The 19585-nt window shown below is 69.7% G+C and carries 19 protein-coding genes; 3 read left to right on the top strand and 16 right to left on the bottom strand.

Translation table 11 applies throughout. From position 1 onward, the window contains the following. Nucleotides 1-75 precede the first annotated feature (75 nt). The 6 genes from ACWFR4_RS45225 to ACWFR4_RS45200 all read right to left on the bottom strand — a co-directional run bounded on the left by ACWFR4_RS45225 (nucleotide 76) and on the right by ACWFR4_RS45200 (nucleotide 6427). Nucleotides 76-2319: a molybdopterin cofactor-binding domain-containing protein gene (locus tag ACWFR4_RS45225; RefSeq protein WP_453657402.1), complete on the bottom strand. Its 2244-nt coding sequence runs from the start codon at nucleotides 2317-2319 to the stop codon at nucleotides 76-78. A 9-nt stretch (nucleotides 2320-2328) separates the two neighbouring features. After that, nucleotides 2329-3312: an FAD binding domain-containing protein gene (locus ACWFR4_RS45220; protein WP_453657400.1), complete on the bottom strand. Its 984-nt coding sequence runs from the start codon at nucleotides 3310-3312 to the stop codon at nucleotides 2329-2331. Further along, nucleotides 3309-3878, bottom strand: a complete 570-nt coding sequence (locus ACWFR4_RS45215) for a 2Fe-2S iron-sulfur cluster-binding protein (RefSeq protein ID WP_453657398.1) — start codon at nucleotides 3876-3878, stop codon at nucleotides 3309-3311. Before ACWFR4_RS45215 ends, ACWFR4_RS45220 begins: the two co-directional genes overlap by 4 nt. Before the next feature lie 337 nt (nucleotides 3879-4215). Next, on the bottom strand, nucleotides 4216-4341 hold the full coding sequence (locus ACWFR4_RS45210; RefSeq protein ID WP_453657396.1) for a hypothetical protein: 126 nt from the start codon (nucleotides 4339-4341) through the stop codon (nucleotides 4216-4218). Between the two features lie 592 nt (nucleotides 4342-4933). Beyond that, nucleotides 4934-5662 carry an SDR family oxidoreductase gene (locus ACWFR4_RS45205; protein WP_453657394.1) on the bottom strand — a complete coding sequence of 243 codons (729 nt, stop codon included), beginning with the start codon at nucleotides 5660-5662 and terminating at the stop codon, nucleotides 4934-4936. A 99-nt stretch (nucleotides 5663-5761) separates the two neighbouring features. Continuing rightward, complete coding sequence (locus ACWFR4_RS45200) at nucleotides 5762-6427, bottom strand: nitroreductase (RefSeq protein WP_453657392.1); 666 nt, start codon at nucleotides 6425-6427, stop codon at nucleotides 5762-5764. A 152-nt stretch (nucleotides 6428-6579) separates the two neighbouring features. Here ACWFR4_RS45200 and ACWFR4_RS45195 point away from each other — a divergent pair, with 152 nt between their 5' ends. Next, nucleotides 6580-7230, top strand: a complete 651-nt coding sequence (locus tag ACWFR4_RS45195) for an FMN-dependent NADH-azoreductase (protein WP_453657390.1) — start codon at nucleotides 6580-6582, stop codon at nucleotides 7228-7230. 378 nt (nucleotides 7231-7608) lie between these two features. Here the strand turns inward: ACWFR4_RS45195 and ACWFR4_RS45190 are convergent, their stop codons facing one another. The 10 genes from ACWFR4_RS45190 to ltnD form a co-directional block, all read right to left on the bottom strand. Next, nucleotides 7609-8094 carry a MarR family winged helix-turn-helix transcriptional regulator gene (locus tag ACWFR4_RS45190; protein WP_453657388.1) on the bottom strand — a complete coding sequence of 162 codons (486 nt, stop codon included), beginning with the start codon at nucleotides 8092-8094 and terminating at the stop codon, nucleotides 7609-7611. A 299-nt stretch (nucleotides 8095-8393) separates the two neighbouring features. Continuing rightward, nucleotides 8394-8612 carry an ATP-binding protein gene (locus ACWFR4_RS45185; protein ID WP_453657386.1) on the bottom strand — a complete coding sequence of 73 codons (219 nt, stop codon included), beginning with the start codon at nucleotides 8610-8612 and terminating at the stop codon, nucleotides 8394-8396. Nucleotides 8613-8690: 78 nt separating this feature from the next. Then, entirely contained in the window at nucleotides 8691-9392 is a 702-nt protein-coding gene (locus ACWFR4_RS45180) for a 2-phosphosulfolactate phosphatase (RefSeq protein WP_453657384.1), read from the bottom strand. A gap of 524 nt (nucleotides 9393-9916) precedes the next feature. Then, the gene (locus tag ACWFR4_RS45175; RefSeq protein WP_453657382.1) at nucleotides 9917-10678 is read right to left on the bottom strand and encodes a FadR/GntR family transcriptional regulator; all 762 of its coding nucleotides are present in this window, start codon (nucleotides 10676-10678) and stop codon (nucleotides 9917-9919) included. A 5-nt stretch (nucleotides 10679-10683) separates the two neighbouring features. Further along, complete coding sequence (denD, locus tag ACWFR4_RS45170) at nucleotides 10684-11718, bottom strand: D-erythronate dehydrogenase (RefSeq protein WP_453657380.1); 1035 nt, start codon at nucleotides 11716-11718, stop codon at nucleotides 10684-10686. Beyond that, the gene (otnI, locus tag ACWFR4_RS45165) at nucleotides 11715-12509 is read right to left on the bottom strand and encodes a 2-oxo-tetronate isomerase (RefSeq protein ID WP_453657378.1); all 795 of its coding nucleotides are present in this window, start codon (nucleotides 12507-12509) and stop codon (nucleotides 11715-11717) included. Before otnI ends, denD begins: the two co-directional genes overlap by 4 nt. Before the next feature lie 31 nt (nucleotides 12510-12540). Beyond that, nucleotides 12541-13848 (bottom strand): MFS transporter, encoded by a 1308-nt coding sequence (locus tag ACWFR4_RS45160; RefSeq protein ID WP_453657376.1) that lies wholly within the window; start codon nucleotides 13846-13848, stop codon nucleotides 12541-12543. A gap of 65 nt (nucleotides 13849-13913) precedes the next feature. Continuing rightward, nucleotides 13914-14603 (bottom strand): class II aldolase/adducin family protein, encoded by a 690-nt coding sequence (locus tag ACWFR4_RS45155; RefSeq protein WP_453657374.1) that lies wholly within the window; start codon nucleotides 14601-14603, stop codon nucleotides 13914-13916. Next, a complete protein-coding gene (gene otnK / locus ACWFR4_RS45150) occupies nucleotides 14600-15892 on the bottom strand; it encodes a 3-oxo-tetronate kinase (RefSeq protein ID WP_453657372.1) in 1293 nt (430 codons plus the stop codon). Before otnK ends, ACWFR4_RS45155 begins: the two co-directional genes overlap by 4 nt. Nucleotide 15893: 1 nt before the next feature. After that, nucleotides 15894-16922, bottom strand: coding sequence for an L-threonate dehydrogenase (gene ltnD / locus ACWFR4_RS45145; RefSeq protein ID WP_453657370.1), 1029 nt, complete (start codon nucleotides 16920-16922; stop codon nucleotides 15894-15896). A gap of 787 nt (nucleotides 16923-17709) precedes the next feature. Here ltnD and ACWFR4_RS45140 point away from each other — a divergent pair. After that, on the top strand, nucleotides 17710-18312 hold the full coding sequence (locus ACWFR4_RS45140; RefSeq protein WP_453657368.1) for a TetR/AcrR family transcriptional regulator: 603 nt from the start codon (nucleotides 17710-17712) through the stop codon (nucleotides 18310-18312). Nucleotides 18313-18356: 44 nt separating this feature from the next. Then, on the top strand, nucleotides 18357-19334 hold the full coding sequence (locus ACWFR4_RS45135) for a DMT family transporter (protein ID WP_453657366.1): 978 nt from the start codon (nucleotides 18357-18359) through the stop codon (nucleotides 19332-19334). The last annotated feature ends 251 nt before the right edge of the window (nucleotides 19335-19585 follow it).

Below are 19585 nucleotides of genomic sequence, written 5' to 3'. Positions count from 1 at the left end.
CCGAAAACCGGGCGTGGGACAGGACGCAAACGCAGCACCACAGCCAGTGGCGCCCGTTGCGCAAGCCCGGGACTTTCAGTCCCGGGTGGTTGACGCATCCATCAGTGGCAGGCCGGGGAGTACCTTCTCGATGGTGATGGGGAAGTCGCGCACGCGCACGCCGGTGGCGTTGAACACCGCGTTCGCGATCGACGCACCGGCCCCGCAGATGCCCAGCTCGCCGACGCCTTTCGCGCCCAGGGCGTTGGCCTTGTCGTCGTACCCGTCAAGGATGACCGCGTCGACGTCGGGGACGTCGGCGTGGACCGGTACCAGGTATTGCGCGAAGTCCCGGTTGACGAAGGCGCCGGATCGCAGGTCGACCACGGCCTCTTCTTCGAGGGCCGCGCCGGCTCCCCAGATCATGCCGCCGATCAGCTGCGAGCGAGCCGTCTTCGCGTTGAGCACGCGGCCCACCGAGAACACACCGAGCATCCGCCGCAGACGGATCTCGGCGGTGTCCGCGTCGACCCCCACTTCGGCGAAATGGGCCCCGTAGGTGTTGATCGAGTAGTCCGTGTAGTGCGGATCATCGCCCATGAAGCGGGTATCGCCCTGAGCCTCGAACCCTTCCGGTTGGTTGCGTGCGACGATCTCGCTCAGCGCCTCGCACGCGCCGCCGACAGCCACGTTGCCATCCGAGAACACGGCGTCTGCCGGGTCCAGGCCGTGCAGCGGGGAGCGCGTGTCGCCGCGCGCCGCTTCCAGGAGCTGCTCTCGCAGGGCCCTGCACGCACCATGCACCGCATTGCACGAGTTGGCGGCGCCCCAGGAGCCGCCGGACCCCCAGCTGGTGGGAAACTCGGAACGCCCGAGCTCGATCCGCACCCGGTCGGGCGGCAGTCCGAGCCCCTCGGCCGCGACCTGGGTCAGAACGGTGTACGTGCCCGTGCCGAGATCGGTCATGTCCGTCTGGACGACGGCCGTGCCGTCAGCCTCCAACCGCACCCGCACCGCTGTCGGCCCTTGGAAGTGCCCGCGGATGGCGGCCGACATGCCGTAGCCGACCAGCCACCGCCCCTCGCGCACAGTCGCCGGGGTGGCGGGGCGGTGCTCCCAGCCGAACCGGCGCGCGCCTTCGCGCAGGCACTCGACCAGGTGCCGGTCGCTGTACGGCACGTCTCGCTCGGGATCGACGGTGGGCTCGTTGAGGATCCGCAGCTCGACGGGGTCCATCCCGAGCGCCTGGGCCAACTCGTCCATCGCCGACTCGACCGCCAGCATGCCCGGCGCTTCGCCCGGTGCGCGTACGTCCGTCCCGGGCGGCAGATCGAGCGGCGCCAGCCGGTGGCTGGTCAACCGGTGGGGCGCGGCGTAGAGACTGCGGGTCGTGGCGGCCATCTGCTCGGCGTACTCCACGTCGGGGTTGGTGTGCATGGTGACGTCATGCGCGATCGCGCTCAGCCGTCCGTCCTGCTCCGCGCCCAGTCGGACCCGCTGCCTGGATGTGGGACGGTTGCCGACGAGCTGGAAGATCTGCTGCCTGGTCATCGCGACCTTGACCGGTTGGCGCAACTCGCGAGCGGCGAGCGCCGCCAGGATCGTCTCGGAATGGACGCCGAGCTTGGAGCCGAATCCCCCGCCGACGAAGGGGGTGACGATGTGAACCCGCTCCGGGTCGAGCCGAAGCGTGGCGGCGACCGAGGCCCGCGCCGCGTCGACGATCTGGCAGCTGACGTAGACGGTCAGGTCCTCGTCGCGCGGTTCCACCAGACATGCGTGCGGTTCCATCGGCATCGAGAGTTCGTACGGCGTCGTGTACTGCTGGTCGACCTTGACCGCCGCGCTGTCGAACCCGGCATCGAAATCGCCGATCGCGGTGTCGGTGGGGAGACCGGCGTTGACCACTTTCGGGATGTACACCTCGTCTTCCTGCTCGGCGAAGTTGAAACGTCCGCGCCCGCTGGTGTATTCGACTTCGACCAGATCGGCCGCCGCTCGGGCCTGTTCGAGGGCCGTGGCGACGACGAATGCCACCGGCTCGCCGTAGTAGTGGATGTCGGGGCCGGTCAGCACCGGCTGGGCGCGCCAGTATTCGAACGGAACGGACTCGTCACGGACACCCTGCGCGGGAGCGTTGTGATAAGTCATCACCATCTTTACGCCGGGTGCGCGTTCGGCGCTCTCGGTGTCGATGCGGGTGATGCGGCCTTTGCCGATCGTCGCGCCGACGATGAACCCGTAGAGAGGTTGGCCGGCCCCCCACTGCTCGTAGGCGTAGGTGGCCCGGCCGGCAACCTTCAACGGGCCGTCGACGCGGTTCAGAGCTTGCCCGATCATCTCGTCTCCTCAGCTCGCCTGAGCGGCTTGTGCCAGCGTGCGGCACAGCGTGCGCTTGGCCAGCTCGATCTTGAAGTCGTTGTGCCCCTGCCCCACGGCGTCGCGCATCGCGGCCTCGGCGGCTGCGCGATAGGTGACCATCGTGGCGGGACGGCCGGTCAACGCGGCCTCCGCCTCGCTGGACCGCCAGGGCTTGTGCGCCACACCGCCGAAAGCCACCCGGGCGTCACTGATCGTTCCCTGATCGGTCGCGACGACAGCCGCCACGGAGACCAGCGCGAACTCGTACGAAGCCCGGTCTCGCACCTTGCGGTAGATCTGCCGGCCGGTCGGGGGCGGGGGCAGGAGGACGCTCGTGATCATCTCGCCCGGACGCAGCACGGTCTCGATGTGCGGAGTATCGCCCGGCAGCCGGTAGAAGTCTGCGATGGCGACGCGGCGTACCGACCCGTCGGCGTCGAGCCGCTCGATCTCCGCCTCCAGCGCGGTCATCGCGACGGCCATGTCCGAGGGATGGGTGGCGATGCAGGAGTCGCTGGCGCCGAGGAGGGCGTGAATCCGGTTGAACCCGCCGATCGCCGAGCATCCGGTACCGGGATCTCGCTTGTTGCAGCCCGCAGCCGTGTCGTAGAAGTAGGGGCAGCGAGTGCGCTGCAACAGATTTCCTCCGGTGGACGCCTTGTTGCGCAGTTGGCCCGAGGCACCTGCGACCAGCGCCTCCGACAGCACCGGGTAGCGGGTACGCACTCGGGCATCGGCGGCCACATCGGAGTTCGCCGCCTGGGCCCCGATGCGCAGTCCGCCGTCCGGGAGCTCCTCGATGTCGCGCAACGGAAGCCGGCTGATGTCGACCAGATGGGTGGGCTTCTCGATGTCGAGCTTCATCAGGTCGAGCAGGTTGGTGCCGCCGCTGATGAACTTCGCCCCAGGTCTGGACACCGCAGCGACGGCGGCCTGTGCGTCGCTCGCTCGCTCGTACGTGAAGGATCTCATTCCGGGCCTCCCCCTGCGATGCCACGGATGGCCGCGACGATGTTCGGATAGGCGGCGCACCGGCAGATGTTGCCGCTCATCCGCTCTCGGATCTCCTCATCGGTCAACGCGATCCGCGTCGAGGCCACGTCAGCGGTGGCGTGGCTGGGCCAGCCCGCCTCCACCTCGGCGATCATGCCGACAGCCGAACAGATCTGGCCGGGAGTGCAGTAGCCGCACTGGAAGCCGTCACGCTCGACGAAGGCACGTTGCATGGGGTGCAGGCCATCGGGATCGCCCAGGCCTTCGATCGTCACGATCTCGTCGTCCTCATGCATCACGGCGAGCGTCAAACAGGAGTTGACACGCCGGCCGTTGATCAGCACCGTGCAGGCGCCGCACTGCCCGTGATCACACCCCTTCTTGGTCCCGCTCAGGCGCAGGTGCTCGCGCAGCGCGTCGAGCAGCGAGGTCCGTGGATCCACCTCAAGCCGTCGCACCTGATCGTTGACGTTCAACTCGATCGCCGAGAGCTGGGCCAGCTCACCCTGGCTCCGCCCCGCGGCGCCCGTATCCGAATCACTCACCGCGGCCCGCCCTCCTCGCTGGGTGTGGGTGTCACCCTGGACATGCGTCGCCACTGTGGGGCGCTCGCCTCCTCAAGGTCTCGCAAAAACCGATGCACCGCTCGCCGGAAGGCGCTGAACCGCGCCCGCCTCACTCGGCCGGGTGCTTGTACGCGGCAACTCGGCGCGCATCCCGCGCAGCCACCCCGAGAACCGGCGCCGGGTGGCGAAGACGGCCGCTGCCGTCAGGCATTGGCCAGGATGTGCCAGAGCTCGTCATCCCCGGGTGGTGCTCACTGGCTGGGAGGGGTGTGCCGGCCGGAGGCGTTCTGAGATCCGAGGGAGGCCGTTTTCACTCTCAGAGAGCCGAGACGGTGACCTGCGTCTGACGGGTTTTCGACGGCTCCCACTCGGGGACTCCGTGCTGCGCGTCCTGGTCGGCGAGATCCTTGGGCACGAGCCGGCCAACGCCGACGTCCTCCACCGCGCACCCGTCCCGCCTCAGCGCATCGAGTCCATCGCCTCGCCCGGCGAAACGGACTCGACTGCCTTCTTGGCCTTCCGCGTACTCGAGCCGCGGCTGTGGGCGTCACCCTCTGGCGGCAGCACGCTGCTGGAAGCCTTAAGGGGCACGCACGACGGTCGCCCACCCAGTTCCTGAGTTCGGGACGACGTGGTCACCGCTTTGCCGGACCAGGCATCGCGCTCGTGCGTCGTCGGGGCGGCCCGTGGGTGCCTCGACGGTGTGGCATGGCGCCCCGAACGGGAGACCACGACGCTGAAGTTGAGGCACGATCCTGGAGAGCGGGGGCCGGGTTCCGACCTGTCAAAACGGTGGGCGACAGGGCATGGAACCCGGCGCTGTTCTCCCGGCCCACGACTCGATCTGCTCAACCGTCAACGATTCATTGCGCAGTCGCAAAAACGAGCCAGTCCAGCATCCATCACGGCAGATGCGGTCGCTGTATCAAGCGGCGTAGGCCATTTCTGGCCGCCGTGCCGAGTTCTTGGCATCTCCAACGACGGCCAAAGCTTGGTTCTCTGGGGTCTGTACGCCAGAGAGGGCGTAGAGCGGGTCAGGAGAGCCAGTCGGTGTATCGGGTGGGTGCGAGGTGGGCGTCCTTGTCGGTGAGGACGTCGCCCTTCACGACGGCGAACATGCCGGCGGTGGTATCGGTGACGACGGTGCGGCTGTCGCCCTTGCGGGACAGGGTGATGCGGCCCAGCTCGTCCAGGGAGAAGACGTCGGGGCCGCCGATGTTGCGGATGCCGTTCAGCGGGGAGCCCACGGCGACCTCCGCCACCGCGGCGGCCACGTCCTTGGCGGCGATCGGCTGGATCGGCGTGGCGGGCAGCCGGACGGTGTCGCCGTCGGTGGTCCAGGACAGGACGGCGTCCATGAACTCCATGAACTGCGTGGCCCGGACGATCGAGTACGGGATCTGCCCGTCCGCGAGAAGGGTCTCCTGGAGCGCCTTGGCCCGGTAGTAGTCCAGCTCCGGCACCTGGTCCGTGCCGACGATCGAGAGGATGACGAAGTGGCCGACACCGCTCTTGCGGGCCGCGGCCAGAACGTTGTCCATCGAGCTCTGGAAGAAGGCCAGGGAGGCTTCGTCGAACGTCGGGGAGTTCGTCAGGTTGACGACGACGTCGGCTCCCGCCAACGCCTCGTCCAGCCCCTGGCCGGTGATGACATCGACGCCGGTGGACTTCGAGTGCGGTACCGCCTCATGACCGGCGGCGTTCAGGTTCTTGACGACCTGGGATCCGATGAGCCCGGTTCCGCCGATGACTGCGATCTTCATGGCATGCCTTTCCTCGGGAATATCTGTGCAATATGGAACATGAGCGGCCATGCGGGCGCGACAGGGACGCCCGCTCTTGCCGGCTGAGAGCGGGCGGTGTCAGTCGCCGACGAACGTGACCGTCTCGTCGAGCGGCGCCCGGCCCGTACGGGCGTCACCCACGGTGACGTCCTCGAACCCGATCGACATGCCGCAGAAGAGCATCAGCTCGTCCGGGGGTGACAGGGCTTCGGCGACGCTCCTGTGGAACTTCGCCCACGCCATCTGCGTGCAGCTGTGCACCCCTTCGGCGCGCAGCAGCAGCATCACGGTCTGCAGATACATGCCGACATCCGACCACTGGGCCGGGCCCAGATCGCGGTCGATGTAGCAGAACAGGGCCGCGGGTGCGCCGAAACAGTCCCAGTTCGCGGAAGAGGCCCGCTGGCGCGCCTCGATGTCCTCGCGCGCGATACCGAGTGCGCCGTAGCGCTGCTCACCGAACGCGGATCGGCGCTCGCGATACGGGGACTTCAGTGCGGACGGGTACTGCTCGTACTCCGGCTCGTCCCAGGGGTCGCCCGCGGCCAGGCGCTCGCCGGTGCGCTTCTTGAGCTCGGCCAGCGGCCCGCCGGTCAGGACGTATGCGTGCCACGGCTGAAGGTTCGAGCCGGATGGCGCCCAGGCCGCGGCGGACAGCACGCGCTGCAGCACCTCCTCCGGGACCTCCCGGCCGGTGAATCCGCGCACCGCCCGTCGGCTCGTGACCGCCTCGTAGACGTCCATGATCACCAGACTCCCGTTCTGCTCGACGTGGCCATCTCCGTTACGATCACGATAGTATCATTCGATACCATCGTGAGTGAAACTACTTCTGAGCATGAACCCACCGCCCCGCGCGACTTCCCGCCCCGCGCACTGCACATCGGAGAAAGCCCATGGCAACACTGCTGCACATCGACACGTCCGTGCTCCCCGGCGAGGCGTCCTCGTCCCGATCGGTCACGGCAGCCTTCCGTAAGGCCTGGGAGGAACAGCACCCGCAGGGCGCAGTGATCTACCGCGACCTCGCTGCTGCCCCGGTCCCGCACATCACCGCCGACGCCTGGTCCGCCGGGTACACCGCACCGTCCGAGCGCACCCCGGAGCAGGCGGCCGCGTTCGCCGCGCGCGCGGTGCTCATCGAGGAACTGGAGCAGGCGGACACCGTCCTGATCGGTGCCCCCATGTACAACTTCTCGATCCCCTCGACCCTCAAGGCGTGGCTGGACAGCGTGCTCCTGCTCGGCCGCACCGCGGGCGAGACCCCCTCCGCCCAGGGCACCCCCGTCATCGTCGTCGCCAGCCGCGGCGGCTCATATGCGCCGGGCACCCCGCGCGAGGACTACGAGTTCGTACAGAACTACCTGGAGGCCGTCCTCAAGAAGACCCTCGGCCTGGACCTCGACTTCATCGTCCCCGAACTCACCATGGCCCCCCGCAACCCGGCCATGTCGGAACTGATACCCCTCTACGAGGCCTCCCGAGAGCGCGCCTTCGAGGATGCGACCACCAAGGCCAAGGAACTCGCGGAGCGCCTCGCGGCGTAGCCCCCGGGTCATGGACGCCGCGTGACGCCTCGACCCAGGACGTCACGCGGCGTCCAGTCGATTGCGCGCTTTCCACATCGGCGCCCTGTCCCTGGAGGCCGGTGGGCCGGCGCTGACGGCGGCCGGGGCGTTCGGCCTGCCGGCGAGCCGCCCATCGAGACGACGGCGGGCGAGGGTGAAGGGCACACCGTCGGCCAGGGATGCCGCGCGGACAGCTTGGTCCCCGTCGGCGACGAAGCCCAGACCCCCCGCAGTCAGGGCCGGCGCGCGCAGCGATGGCGCGCAGCAGTGATGGCCGCAGTTCAGGGCCGGGTCCGCCGCAAAAGCCGCATGGGACGAAGCGCGCCCACGCGGCAGGCAACCGGTGCGCGGGCGCGCTTACGCTTCTCCGCCTGCGGGATAGGCAAACCGGGTCAGCAGATCCGCCAGCTGCTCGGGCTCGCCGGATCGCAATTCGGCAACCAGACGTTCAGCCAGCGGCTCCGCCGCCACATGGGCTGCATCGAAAAGCTCGAGCCCCTGATGCGTGATCTCCACTGCCCGCACCCGCCGGTCCCCCGGAACGGTCTTGCGTACGGCCAGCCCCCGACGCTCCAGGTCGTCCACGACCCGCATGATTCCCGCCTTGTCCGACCCCGTCGCCGCCACCAAGTCCCGCTGCACCGTGGCCCCGCGGTCGACGAGCACGATCAGCACGGCAAAATGCCGCAACTCGATACCGAGCGGCCGAAGCGCCTCCTCCATCACCGCGGCCGCTCGCCAGTGCGCCCGGCGCAGCAACAAGCCGAGAGCGAAAGGCGAGGCATCCCCAGGGCGGTCGGTCACACGCAAGGGGGCGGTTTCGTGAGGAACGTCGGCGGCCATGAGGCCACATTACAGCCATCTATTCGTTCGATACGGTCTCATTTGAAACTAAAAAGTCTAGGCCGGCTGCGGCTCTGTTGCCTCACGCCTGTAGGACTTCGCCAAGACCACAGGGGCACGGTGGAGGTGTGCTTCCAGATCGCCAAGGGCGAGTGCGGCCGACACCATTACCAGGTGATGTGCTCAACCGAGCCCGGCACCGCACCGGCGCATGACCCTCGCCATGGCGGCTCTGGCCTACCTGACCGCCGTCCGTGCCCAAACAGCCGGAAAGAGGGCGGCGGAAGCGGTTTTCGAGGTCAGGATGGCCGGCCCTTCTCGTAGCGTTTCGAGATCAGTCGGAAGGCGAGGTTGGTGTCATCCCGGTCGAGCGGGAGGTAGCCGACCTCATTGGCCACCAGGACGTCGGGCCGCTGGTTGTGGCGCAATCTCGCCGGGCCGCCCGAGGAGATCGTTCGACTGCGCGAAGCCGCCACCACCCGGCTCAGCCGCCTGCCGCCACCCCAAATCGCCGTCATCGGGACATGCAGCTGAGGCAGGCCGGTACTCGACCGGATGCTGGCTCTCGCACGGCGAGAGTTGGACCTCAAGAGCGATCAGATCGAAGCCTCGTCGGTCGGCGACGACACGTCTGCCGCACGGAGGACCATGAGCGAGTCTTCCAAGGTCGCCACCATGGCAAAGGGGAACCGGTCGAGCTCAAGGCAGAGTGCGACGTCATCGGGGTGGACTCCTTGACGCACACCCTCCGCCAGCTCGGCGGCGGCGCGCGACTCGCCGGCGCGGCGCAGGAACTCGTCTGGATCCGTCCCGGCCTCGGTGGCTCTGCGGGCGATGTATTGAGCACACGCCAGATCTTCATCGGCCTGCCCATCCTCGCCGGTGACCACGAACGTGACACTGTCACTCTTGTTTGTTCGCAAGAGCCGAGCAGTTGCCTCCGCCACCACGAAGCTGGCACACAGCACCAGTGACGCCTCCTTGACCGCAAAGACGCCGACCGTCCCTGCCGTGGTCTTCTGCACAACGGTCCGTCCGCCAAGGTCAAGAGACCGCATCAGGCCCGGCGAGTTGACGGTGTCGAACCCGGGCGCGGGCGGACCGTCTTTGAGCGCCACCCAATCCGGGTGGCGAGCTTTGAGCGCGAGGGCGTCGTCCAGCGACTCGGCAAGAACAATCTTTTCCGCCCCCTGGGCAAAGGCCCAGGCAGCCACTGTGAAAGCACGCATGACGTCGACTACGACCGCCACGGACGGGGCTTCGACCAGATCAGTGATGCCGAGGAAGCGAGCGTTCATTCGGTCATGATCGCCTATGCCCGACCCGAAGCACCCGGGCAGTGATACGCATCACGTCGCCGGTCCCGGAATGCCGCGCCGACAGGCCGAAGGCAAGGCCTGGTTGCGGGAGTTGCGGCAGGTGGAGTGGCTGGAGAGGGATGGCGCCGGGCTGCTGGACGTCGCGGCCTCCACCGTCCGTGGTGAGGCCGGATGCTTGTGTGTGCGGGGCGTGTTCGGGTTGAGGTGCGTGGCGCTGTGCGAGGGGCCGGGCCGGTCGGTGATCCAGGAGGGCTCAACTCCCGCTCGGCGGGAAGCAGTTCGGGAATGGCGAGTCCGTGCTCCTGTGCTGCGTGCCGGTGGTGTTGAGGGGCTTGAGGTGCACCGCTTTGTCGTGTGCGGGCAGCGGATGGTGCTCGCTGCTCATTTCCAGTGCGTCGGGTCTCGGTGAGCGGGCTGCGGACATGACGTCGACGGGCGGGGGAGGGAGGGAGTCATGGCTGGGACGAGTGACGTCAGGTCAGTGGGCCGGGCCCCGCAGGGGATTACTTGGCCGTGTCGAGTTCCACGTCCAGGTCCTGTGTCGTGTTCCAGAACTCTGGGCCCGCTTTTTGGAGCCGGGCCGCGGCGTGTGTGAGGTGACGGCGGGCGGCTGTGCGGGCGGCCTTGGCGTTGCCCTGCTCGATGGCGGAGAGGATGGCGTGGTGTTCCTCGCGGACGGCGTCGAGGAAGTCGTCCCGGCGGGCTTCGTTGGCGCGGGTGACGCGGATGCCGCCGCGGGAGACCTCGCCGAGGTAGCGGACGGTGGAGACCAGGACTGCGTTGCCGGTCGACTCCGCGATGGAGCGGTGGAAGGCCAGGTCCTCGTCGGCGCCGTCGCCGCCCGCCGCGACGGCCGTGTCGATCGCGGCCAGGGCCTGGCGCATCCGGGCGTGGTCGTCGGGGGTGGCGCGGGTGGCGGCGAGTTCGGCCGCCTCGCCCTCCATGGCGCGGCGGACCTCGACGATCTGCAGCACTTTGGCCTTGGTGTCGGTGGTGTCGGTGGTGTCGGCTTCGAGGTCGAGTGGTCGGGTGCGCGGGGGCAGGACGAAGACGCCCCGCCCCTGGCGTGCCTCGACCAGGCCCGCGTTGCTCAGCCGGGACACGGCCTCGCGGATCACGGTGCGGCTGACGCCGAGCTGCTTGACCAGTTCCACCTCGGTCGGCAGCTTGTCGCCCGTGGTCAGCCGCCCGGACTCGATCTCGTCGGCGAGCATCGCGGCGACGCGGTCCGCGAGCCGGACGGGCCCGTCCACCTTGGTAAACATGGTCGTCAGTCTATCGGCGTGGGCTTGGCCGCCTTGGCGGTGACCGCCTGTGCGTGGTCGGCGGCGTACTGGTGCACCACGGCTGCGAAGTCCGCGTCGGGCTCAAGGCCGAGCCAGGCCGCGCGGGCGTTGTCGAAGGCGGCCGGCCAGGAGCCGACGATGGCTTCGACGGCCGGGTCCGGGACGATGTTCACCAGGTCGGCGACGGCGTCCCCGGCGACCTGACGCAGCGTGTCGAGGATGTCGGCGACTGTGACCGTGAGGGCCGGGAGGTTGACCGGGAGGCTGCCGGACAGCTGCCCGGGGCCCTCGCCGCGCTCGGCCTGGGCCACGCGCAGGATGCCCTCGACCGTGCGGCGCGGGGAGGCGAGGGCGACTTGCAGGTCGGGGCTGACCGGGCAGGTCGCCTCGAGGCCGGCCAGCGGCTCGCGGACGATGCCGGACAGGAACCCGGAGGCCGCCGCGTTCGGCTTGCCGGGGCGCACCGAGACCGTCATCAGGCGGGTGACGCGGCCGTCGAGGAAGCCGCGGCGGGTGTACTCGGCTATCAGCTGCTCGCAGATCCGCTTCTGGACGCCGTAGCTGGACTGTGGCGTGGGCAGCGTCGACTCGCTGACGACCTTGGGCAGCGGCAGCGCGGCGTCCGAGCCGTAGACGGCGACGCTGCTGGCGAAGACCACCCGTACCGTCGCGCCGCCGGCGACCGACTGGGCGCGCGCGGCCTCAAGGAGGGCGCGGGTGGTGTCCAGGTTGGCGCCCATGCCGAGGTCGAAGTCCGCCTCGCACTCGGCGGAGACCGCGGCCGCGAGGTGGATGACCACGTCGACGGGCTGGGCGAACAGGTCGCCGAGGCGCTCGGTCAGATCGCCCTGGACCACGTCCACGAGCGAGTCGGCGGCCAGCGGCGATTCCTGCGGTACGAACAGGTCGGCGAGCACGAGGCGGGTGATGGGGGCGCCGTCGAACGTGCGCTGCTCCAGCAGGGCCTCGGCGACCTGGCGGCCCAGGAAGCCGAAGCCACCCGTGATGACGATCCTCATGCGTTGTCTCCTTGGAACTTGTCTCGCCAGCCGAGACCTTCGCTCGTGCCGGCCTTGGGGAAGTACTCGCAGCCGATCCAGCCGTCGAAGCCCAGCTCGTCGACGACGGACATGAGATGACCCAGGTTCAGTTCCCCGGCATCGGGCTCGTGACGGTCGGGCACGCCCGCGATCTGGAGGTGGGCGACGCGGCCGGTGGGCAGGTCGCGGCGGAGTGTGGCGGTGAGGTCGCCCTCGACGATCTGGCAGTGGTACAGGTCGAGTTGGACCTTCAGGTTGGGGGCGCCCACCTCCTTCACGACCGTGTGGGCGTCGGCCTGGCGGTGCAGGAAGTAGCCCGGCATGTCGCGGCCGTTGATCGGCTCGATCAGGATGTCGACGCCGACGGCCGCTGCCTGTTCGGCGGCGTACGCGAGGTTGGACAGGTATGTCGCGCGGTACGGTGCCGGGTCGGCCCCCGGCGGTACCAGGCCGGCCATCATGTGCACGCGCGGGCAGTCGAGCGCGGCGGCGTACTCCAGGGCGCGGTCGACGCCGTCGCGCACCTGCGCCTCGCGTCCGGGCAGCGCCGCGATCCCGCGCTCACCCGCGTCCCAGTTGCCGGGCGGCGCGTTGAACAGGACCTGCTGCAGGCCGTGCGTGTCGAGACGGCGTCGCAGTTCGGTCGCCTCGTATGCGTACGGGAAGAGGTACTCGACGGCCTCGAAGCCGTCCGCCGCGGCCGCGGCGAAGCGGTCGGGGAAGTCGTGTTCGGGATACAGGGTGGACAGGTTCGCGGCGAACCTCGGCATGGTGGCTCCGTAAGGTGTGAGGCAGGCTCGGTCAGCGGTTGACGACGCTCTTCTTGGTGACGAGGACGGCCGCGGCGCCGATGACCAGGCCCAGCGCCAGGACGTACATCGGGATCGCCGTCGAGTCGGTGGTGTCCTTGAGCGAGCCGATCATGTACGGGCTGACGAAGCCGGCCAGGTTGCCCACCGAGTTGATGACGGCGAGCCCGGCGGCGGCCGCGGTGCCGCTGAGGAAGGCAGTCGGCAGCGACCAGAACAGCGGAGCGCAGGTCAGCACGCCCGCGGCGGCGATCGAGAGCGCGAGAAGGGACAGGGCGGTCGACCCGGTCCAGCTGGCGGCCAGCGAGAAGCCGACGGCGCCCATCAGGCTCGGGATGACCAGGTGCCAGCGGCGTTCGCGCCGCTTGTCGGCGGAGCGGCCGAAGAGGTTCATCGCGACGAGCGCGGCCAGGTACGGCACGGCGCTCAGCGCGCCGATCGCGAAGCCGCCCTTGATGCCGGTGGACTCGACGAAGGTCGGCATCCAGAAGGTGAGCGCGTACTGGCCCATCACGAAGAAGAAGTAGATGAGGCACATCAGCCACACCTTGGGGTCGCGGAACGCGTCCCACGTCTTGCCGTGCTCGCTGTGGTGCTTGGTGTCCTTGGCGAGTGCGCGCTCGATCACGCTCTTGTCGTCGTCGCTGAGCCACTTCGCGTCGCGCACACTGTTGTCCAGGTAGAACAGCGTCATCACGCCCACCGCGATGGCGGGCAGCGCCTCGATGAGGAACAGCCACTGCCAGCCGTTCCAGCCGCCGGTGCCCTCGAAGACGTCCATGATCCAGCCCGAGAGCGGGTTGCCGAAGATGCCCGCCACGGGGATGGCCGACATGAACAGCGCGATCACCCGGGCCCGCCGCGCGGAGGGGAACCAGTACGTGCAGTAGAGGATCACGCCCGGGTAGAACCCGGCCTCGGCGGCGCCGAGCAGGAACCGGAGCACGTAGAACGTCGCCTCGTTGTTGACGAAGACGAACAGGGCCGAGACCACGCCCCAGCTGATCATGATCCGGGCGATCCAGGTGCGGGCGCCGACCTTTTGCAGCATCAGGTTCGAGGGGACTTCGAACAGGAAGTAGCCGATGAAGAACAGGCCGGCGCCGAGGCCGTACGCCGCCTCGCTGAAGCCGAGGTCCTGGGACATCTGCAGCTTGGCGAAGCCGACGTTGACCCGGTCCAGGTAGGAGACGACGTAACACAGGACCAGGAAGGGGACGATGCGCCGGATGACCTTGCGGAACACGGCGTTCTCGCGGGCGAGTTCAGGGGTGTCGGCCGTTGTCACGGTCGTGGACATGAGGGGCACTTCCTTGTGCGGCTCAGTGGTTCTCGAGCGGATGGGGACGGAGCGGGGGCGGGGTTCTACCAGGAGGCGCCGAAGGCGGTCCTCAGTTCGGCGATGGCGTCGTCGGCCAGCGGCTGCGGTCTGCGGCCGGTCGTCAGCCAGAGGCGTGCGGTCTCCTCCAGTTCTTCGAGTACGGCCAGTGCGGACGCGGCGTCGGGGCCCCAGACGACGGGGCCGAGCCGGTCGAGCAGCACCGCCCGGATAGGAGTGCCGTTCGCCGCACGGGAGTTGATCCGTTCGGTGACCAGGTCGGCGACGCGCGGGTCGCCGGGCCGGTGGTAGGGGACCAGCGGGACGTGGCCCACCTTCATCACGTAGTACGGGGTGAGGGGCGGGAGTACGTCGTCCTGCTGCCACACGCCGGCCAAGGTCAGCGCGACCAGGTGCGTGGAGTGGGTGTGGATGACGAACCGGGCGGTGGGGTCGGCCGCGTAGATGCGCCGGTGCAGCGTGAGTGTCTTGCTGGCCCTCTCGCCCGAGATCTGCTTGCCGTCGCCGTCGACCTGGGCGAGAGCGCCGGCGTCGAGGAAGCCGAGGGCCGCATCGGTCGGCGTGATCAGGTGGCCGTCGTCGAGCTTCGCGCTGATGTTGCCGGCGCTGGCGTGGACGTAGCCGCGGGCGAACAGGCTGGTGCCGACGCGGACGATCTCGGCGCGGGCGGCGTCGGCGGCCATGTCGGTGTCCTGTGTCTTGCGGTCCTGGGTCACTGGGATTCCTCGGTCAGGAGGGTGAAGGCTGAGGTGAAGAAGTCCGGGCCGCCGAAGTTGCCCGACTTGAGCGTGATGTGGAGGGTGTCCCCGCCGGGCAGCGGCGCCGCGCACCACGGCACACCCGGGTCGATCTGTCCACCGATGCGCAGGCCCGTGAGGCCGAGCGCCTGCACGACGGCGCCGGATGTTTCGCCGCCCGCGACCACGAGTTGCCGTACGCCGCGCTGGATGAGTCCCTGGGCGACGCGGGCGAGCGTTTGCTCGACCAGCTCACCCGCCTCGGCGGCGCCGAGCTGCCCCTGCACCGAGCGGACCGCGTCCGGCGACTCGGTCGAGTAGACGAGCACGGGCCCGTCGGCGAGGTGTTTGTCGGCGAAGGCGAGCGCCTGGGCGGCGACGTCCTCGCCGGCGGCGATCCGCAGGGGGTCGACGCTGAACGCGGGGCGGCCGGTGCTGAGGAACTCCCGTACCTGGCCGTTCGTGGCGGCGGACACCGAACCGGCGACGACGGCCTGCCGGCCGCGGGCGGGCGGCAACTGGGCGGCGTCCGGGGACGGTTCGAAACCCCAGTTCGCGGGCAGCCCGATCGCCAGCCCCGAACCGGCGGTCACCAGCGGCAGCTCCTTGACCGCCGCACCGAGCCGTACGAGATCGTCATTGGACACGGCGTCGACGATCGCGGCGCCGACCCCCTGCGTCCGCAGCTGCGCGATCCGGGCCCGGACCGCGTCAGCGCTTTCCGCCACGGCCTTGTGGTCGATGAGGCCGACCGGCCGCGTCGTCTGCGCGTCGAGCACGGACACCAGGTTGGAGTCGGTCATCGGTGTGAGCGGGTGGTGGCGCATGCCGGACTCGCCGAGCAGGACGTCGCCGACGAACAGGTGCCCCTTGAAGACGGTGCGCCCGTTGTCGGGGAACGCGGGCGTCGCGACGGTGAAGTCGGTGCCGAGCGCGTCCATCAGGGCCTCGGTGACCTGGCCGATGTTGCCGGCCGGCGTCGAGTCGAAGGTGGAGCAGTACTTGAAGTAGATCTGCTCGGCGCCCGCGGCGCGCAGCCACTCAAGGGCGCGAAGGGACGCCTCGACGGCCTCGGCCGCCGGGACCGTACGTGACTTGAGGGCGATGACCACCGCGTCCGCGTCGACCGTGGGATCAGTCGTGGGGTCAGTGCTCTCGGCCGGTACGTCGATCAGCTGGACCACGCGCATGCCCGCGCGCACCAGGTTGTTGGCCAGGTCGGTGGCGCCGGTGAAGTCGTCGGCGATGCACCCGAGGCGGACACTCACGTCAGTCCTCCTTCTTGGGCTGGTCGGTCGGCTGGGGCTGGTTCACGGGCTGCGGCAGGCCGATGCCGGGGAAGATCTTGATGACCGCGCTGTCGTCCTCACCGCCGAGCCCGGAGGCGGACGCCTGCAGGAACATCTGGTGGGCGGTGGCGGACAGTGGCAGCGGGAACTTCTGCGGCCGGGCCGAATCCAGTACGAGACCCAGGTCCTTGACGAAGATGTCGACGGCGGACAGTGGCGTGTAGTCGCCCGCCAGCACATGTGCCATACGGTTCTCGAACATCCATGAGTTGCCGGCGCTGTGCGTGATGACCTCGTAGAGCGCCTCGGCCGGAACGCCGGCCTTGATCCCCAGAGCCATCGCCTCGGCCGCCGCGGCGATGTGCACGCCCGCGAGCAGCTGATTCACGATCTTGACCTTCGAGCCAAGACCGGCGTGGTCGCCGAGACGGTACACGGTGGAGCTCATGGCTTCGAGCACCGGATCGGCGACGGCGTACGCCGCGGCGCAGCCCGACGTCATCATCGTCAGCTCACCGGCGGCCGCGCGCACAGCGCCGCCGGAGATGGGCGCGTCCAGGTAGAGCACGCCCAGCTCGCTCAGACGGCCCTCCAGCTCGGCGGACCAGTCCGGGTCGACCGTGGAGCACATCACGTAGACCGAGCCGGGGCGCAGCCGCCCGGCCGCCCCGCCGTCGCCGAAGAGGACCGACTCGACCTGCGCCGCGTTGACCACGACGCCGATCAGGACGTCGACCTCGGCCGCCAGCTCGGCGGGGGAGGCGAACGCCGTCCCGCCGCCGCGGGCGAAGTCGGCGGCCACCTCCGGCCGCAGGTCGTGGACCCCCACGTCGTATCCGGCCGTGCGCAGGCTGCGGGCCATGCCGAGGCCCATGGCCCCGAGCCCCACCACGCCCACACGCGGCCGTGCGGGCCGCTGCTGGTCGTTCATGTCCGCCCTCGTCATCGTTGACTCGTCGACTCGTACGTGTCGATGTGCTGCTTCAGTCGCAAGCAGCGATCGGGTCATATGATGACCTGCGGATGTGGCGGAGTACAGAGTGATGCCCGTCACACCCGGGGCGCCGCCCCTGCTGGTGCCGGCTTTGGCACTCGGCTGGCATTGCGGTGGTCGTCGCTTCCTCGCCTTCCCCTGAGGGCGGCGGGGTCATGGCCCACACCATCGACGTCGCGGCGGTACGTGCCCCGGACCGAAGCAGCTCGGCTGACCGCACCCCCGGGCGCATCCGGCGACGCCCTCGGCACGACGGATATCGCCGGGGTATCGCCCGTCGCCGTCGTTCACGGCCCTTGCGCTTGCCGAGCGGCTCGCCGACGCGGTGTCCCGCGGTCACCGGGCTACACGGTTGCGCCCGGCCTGCGGCCGTGAGCGCGCCGCATGGTCTGCGTGCTGACGCACCGCCGTCTACCGCCGTCCATCGTCTGTGGTGCAGCCCGGCCGCAGGTCGCAGCGCCAGAGGCCGTCCCGGGACCGGCCCGCACGCGGCGAATGGGGAAGCGTGCGACGGCCCGCACCCCGCACCCCGCACCCCGCGCCCCGTACCCGGTGGGGGAGTTGGCCCGGTATGCCGGCTCCCGGGCGTGTGCCTGATCTGGGATTGCGTGAGCCGAAGCGTGCCGGCCGTCACCAAGGCGGGCTCGTTCGGCTCCCTTCACGAAATGCGACAGCACGTGATTCGCGGCTTCGACAGGCAACAGGCATCGCCACCTCGCCCGGAACCGAACGCCCACGGCCGGCGCAGCATCCATCCAGGTCGGCTAGTATAGGTAGACCTACCTACCTAGTTTGGATTGTGATGAGTGAGACCGATACGGGCGTGACGGGGCGCGGGCGGCGGCCGGCCCGGGAACGGCTCCTGGAGGCGGCGGCCCGGCGCTTCTACGCCGATGGTGTGGCGGCGACCGGTATCGACACGATCACGGCCGAGGCCGGCGTGGCGAAGATGAGCCTGTACAACAACTTCTCCTCCAAAGCCGACCTGGTCCGGGCCTACTTGGATGCCCGGCACGAGGAGTGGCTCGGCCTGTACCGGGCACGCCTGGAGCACGCCGCCGGCCCCCGTGAGGGAGTACTGGCGGTCTTCGACGCGTACGGCGATCACGCGGGCTTCGCCTACGAGCACGGCTTCCGCGGCTGCGGTCTCCTCAACGCCGCCGCCGAGCTGCCTGCCGGCGACGAGGGCCGCGCCGTGGTCCGCGCCCACAAGGAGCAGGTAGAGCGCCTGATGGCCGACCACCTGGAGCAGCTGCTCCCCGGCCGGCCCGACGAGGCCCGCGCGACGGCCGAGCACCTCTCCTTCCTGCTCGAGGGCGCGATGGCCCGCGCCGGCCTGGAGGGCGACGGCGAGCGTGTCCAGCACGCCCGCTCGATGGCCGCGGCCCTGCTGGACCGGCTGTGAAGGCCACCGGCCGCGGCCGGTCCGCAAGAACGGGGGCCCTGTGCGTGCTGGCCGCCTCCGTGCTGTGGGGGACGACCGGCACGGCCGCCACCCTCGCCCCGGACGTGGGCCCGCTCGCCATCGGGGCCGTCGCCATGGGCCTCGGAGGTCTCCTCCAGGCCCTGACCGCCGCCCCGCAGATCGCTGCCCACGCATCCCGGCTGCGCGACCAACGCGGCACGGTCCTGCTCGGCGCCGTCTCGGTGGCGGTCTACCCCCTGGCGTTCTACAGCTCCATGCACCTGGCCGGAGTCGCCGTCGGCACCGTCGTCTCGATCGGCACCGCCCCGCTGGCATCGTCCCTGATCGAGCGCGTCGTCGACGGCCGCCGGCTCACCCGCCGCTGGACTCTGGCCGCCGCACTAGGCCTGCTCGGCACCGCCCTGCTGTGCGTCGCCGAAGCCGCCCACGCCACCGGCGGCACCGGCCGCACCTCCATGGCCGGCACACTCCTCGGCATCGGCCTCGGCCTGGTCGCCGCCGCCACATACGCCCTCTATTCCTTCGCCGCGCACCGGCTCATCACCCGCCAGATCCCCTCCCGGGCGGCGATGGGCGCCGTCTTCGGACTCGGCGGACTGCTCCTGGTGCCCGTCCTCCTCGCCACGGGTGCCCCGCTGATCGCCTCCTGGTCCAACGCTGCCGTCGGCACCTACATGGCGCTCGTCCCCATGCTCGCCGGGTACGTCCTGTTCGGCTGGGGCCTCGCCCACGTACCCGCCAGCACCGCCACCACCCTGTCCCTGCTCGAACCGGCCGTCGCTGCCGTCCTCGCCGTCCTGGTCGTCGGCGAACTCCTGCCCACGGCCGGATGGATGGGCATCGCCCTCGTCATCGCCTGCCTCGCCGTCCTCACCACCCCCACACCCACCCGCCACACACGCGGACAGCCGCGCAACAACCCTGTGGACCACGACAGCAGCCCTCCCAGTCAGGCGGCAGATGCGGTCCCAAGTGGTGAACACCGAACACGACACGGCTGATGCGCCTTCCGAAGTGCAGGTCCGGCAGCGGATGATGCCCCCCCGAGGACAACCAGGCCGGCGTGGTGCGTGCGAGATTGCGCCGCGCGGCCGCCACAAACGATGAAGCGGCCGATGGGGTGGCGCGCACCGCAGGTGTTCAGCGTGCTGTGGCGGGGAACCCCGGGGGTTCACCCCCGGGAGGAATCGCATCCTGTGGTGGCGATGCGGAGCATCGCCGCGGCAACGGGCGCGGAGCGCACGCAAGAAAC

The organism is Streptomyces sp. NPDC055140 (assembly GCF_053607285.1).
The sequence above is the reverse complement of the archived record's forward strand: the minus strand, read 5'-3'. Positions and strand labels throughout refer to the sequence as shown.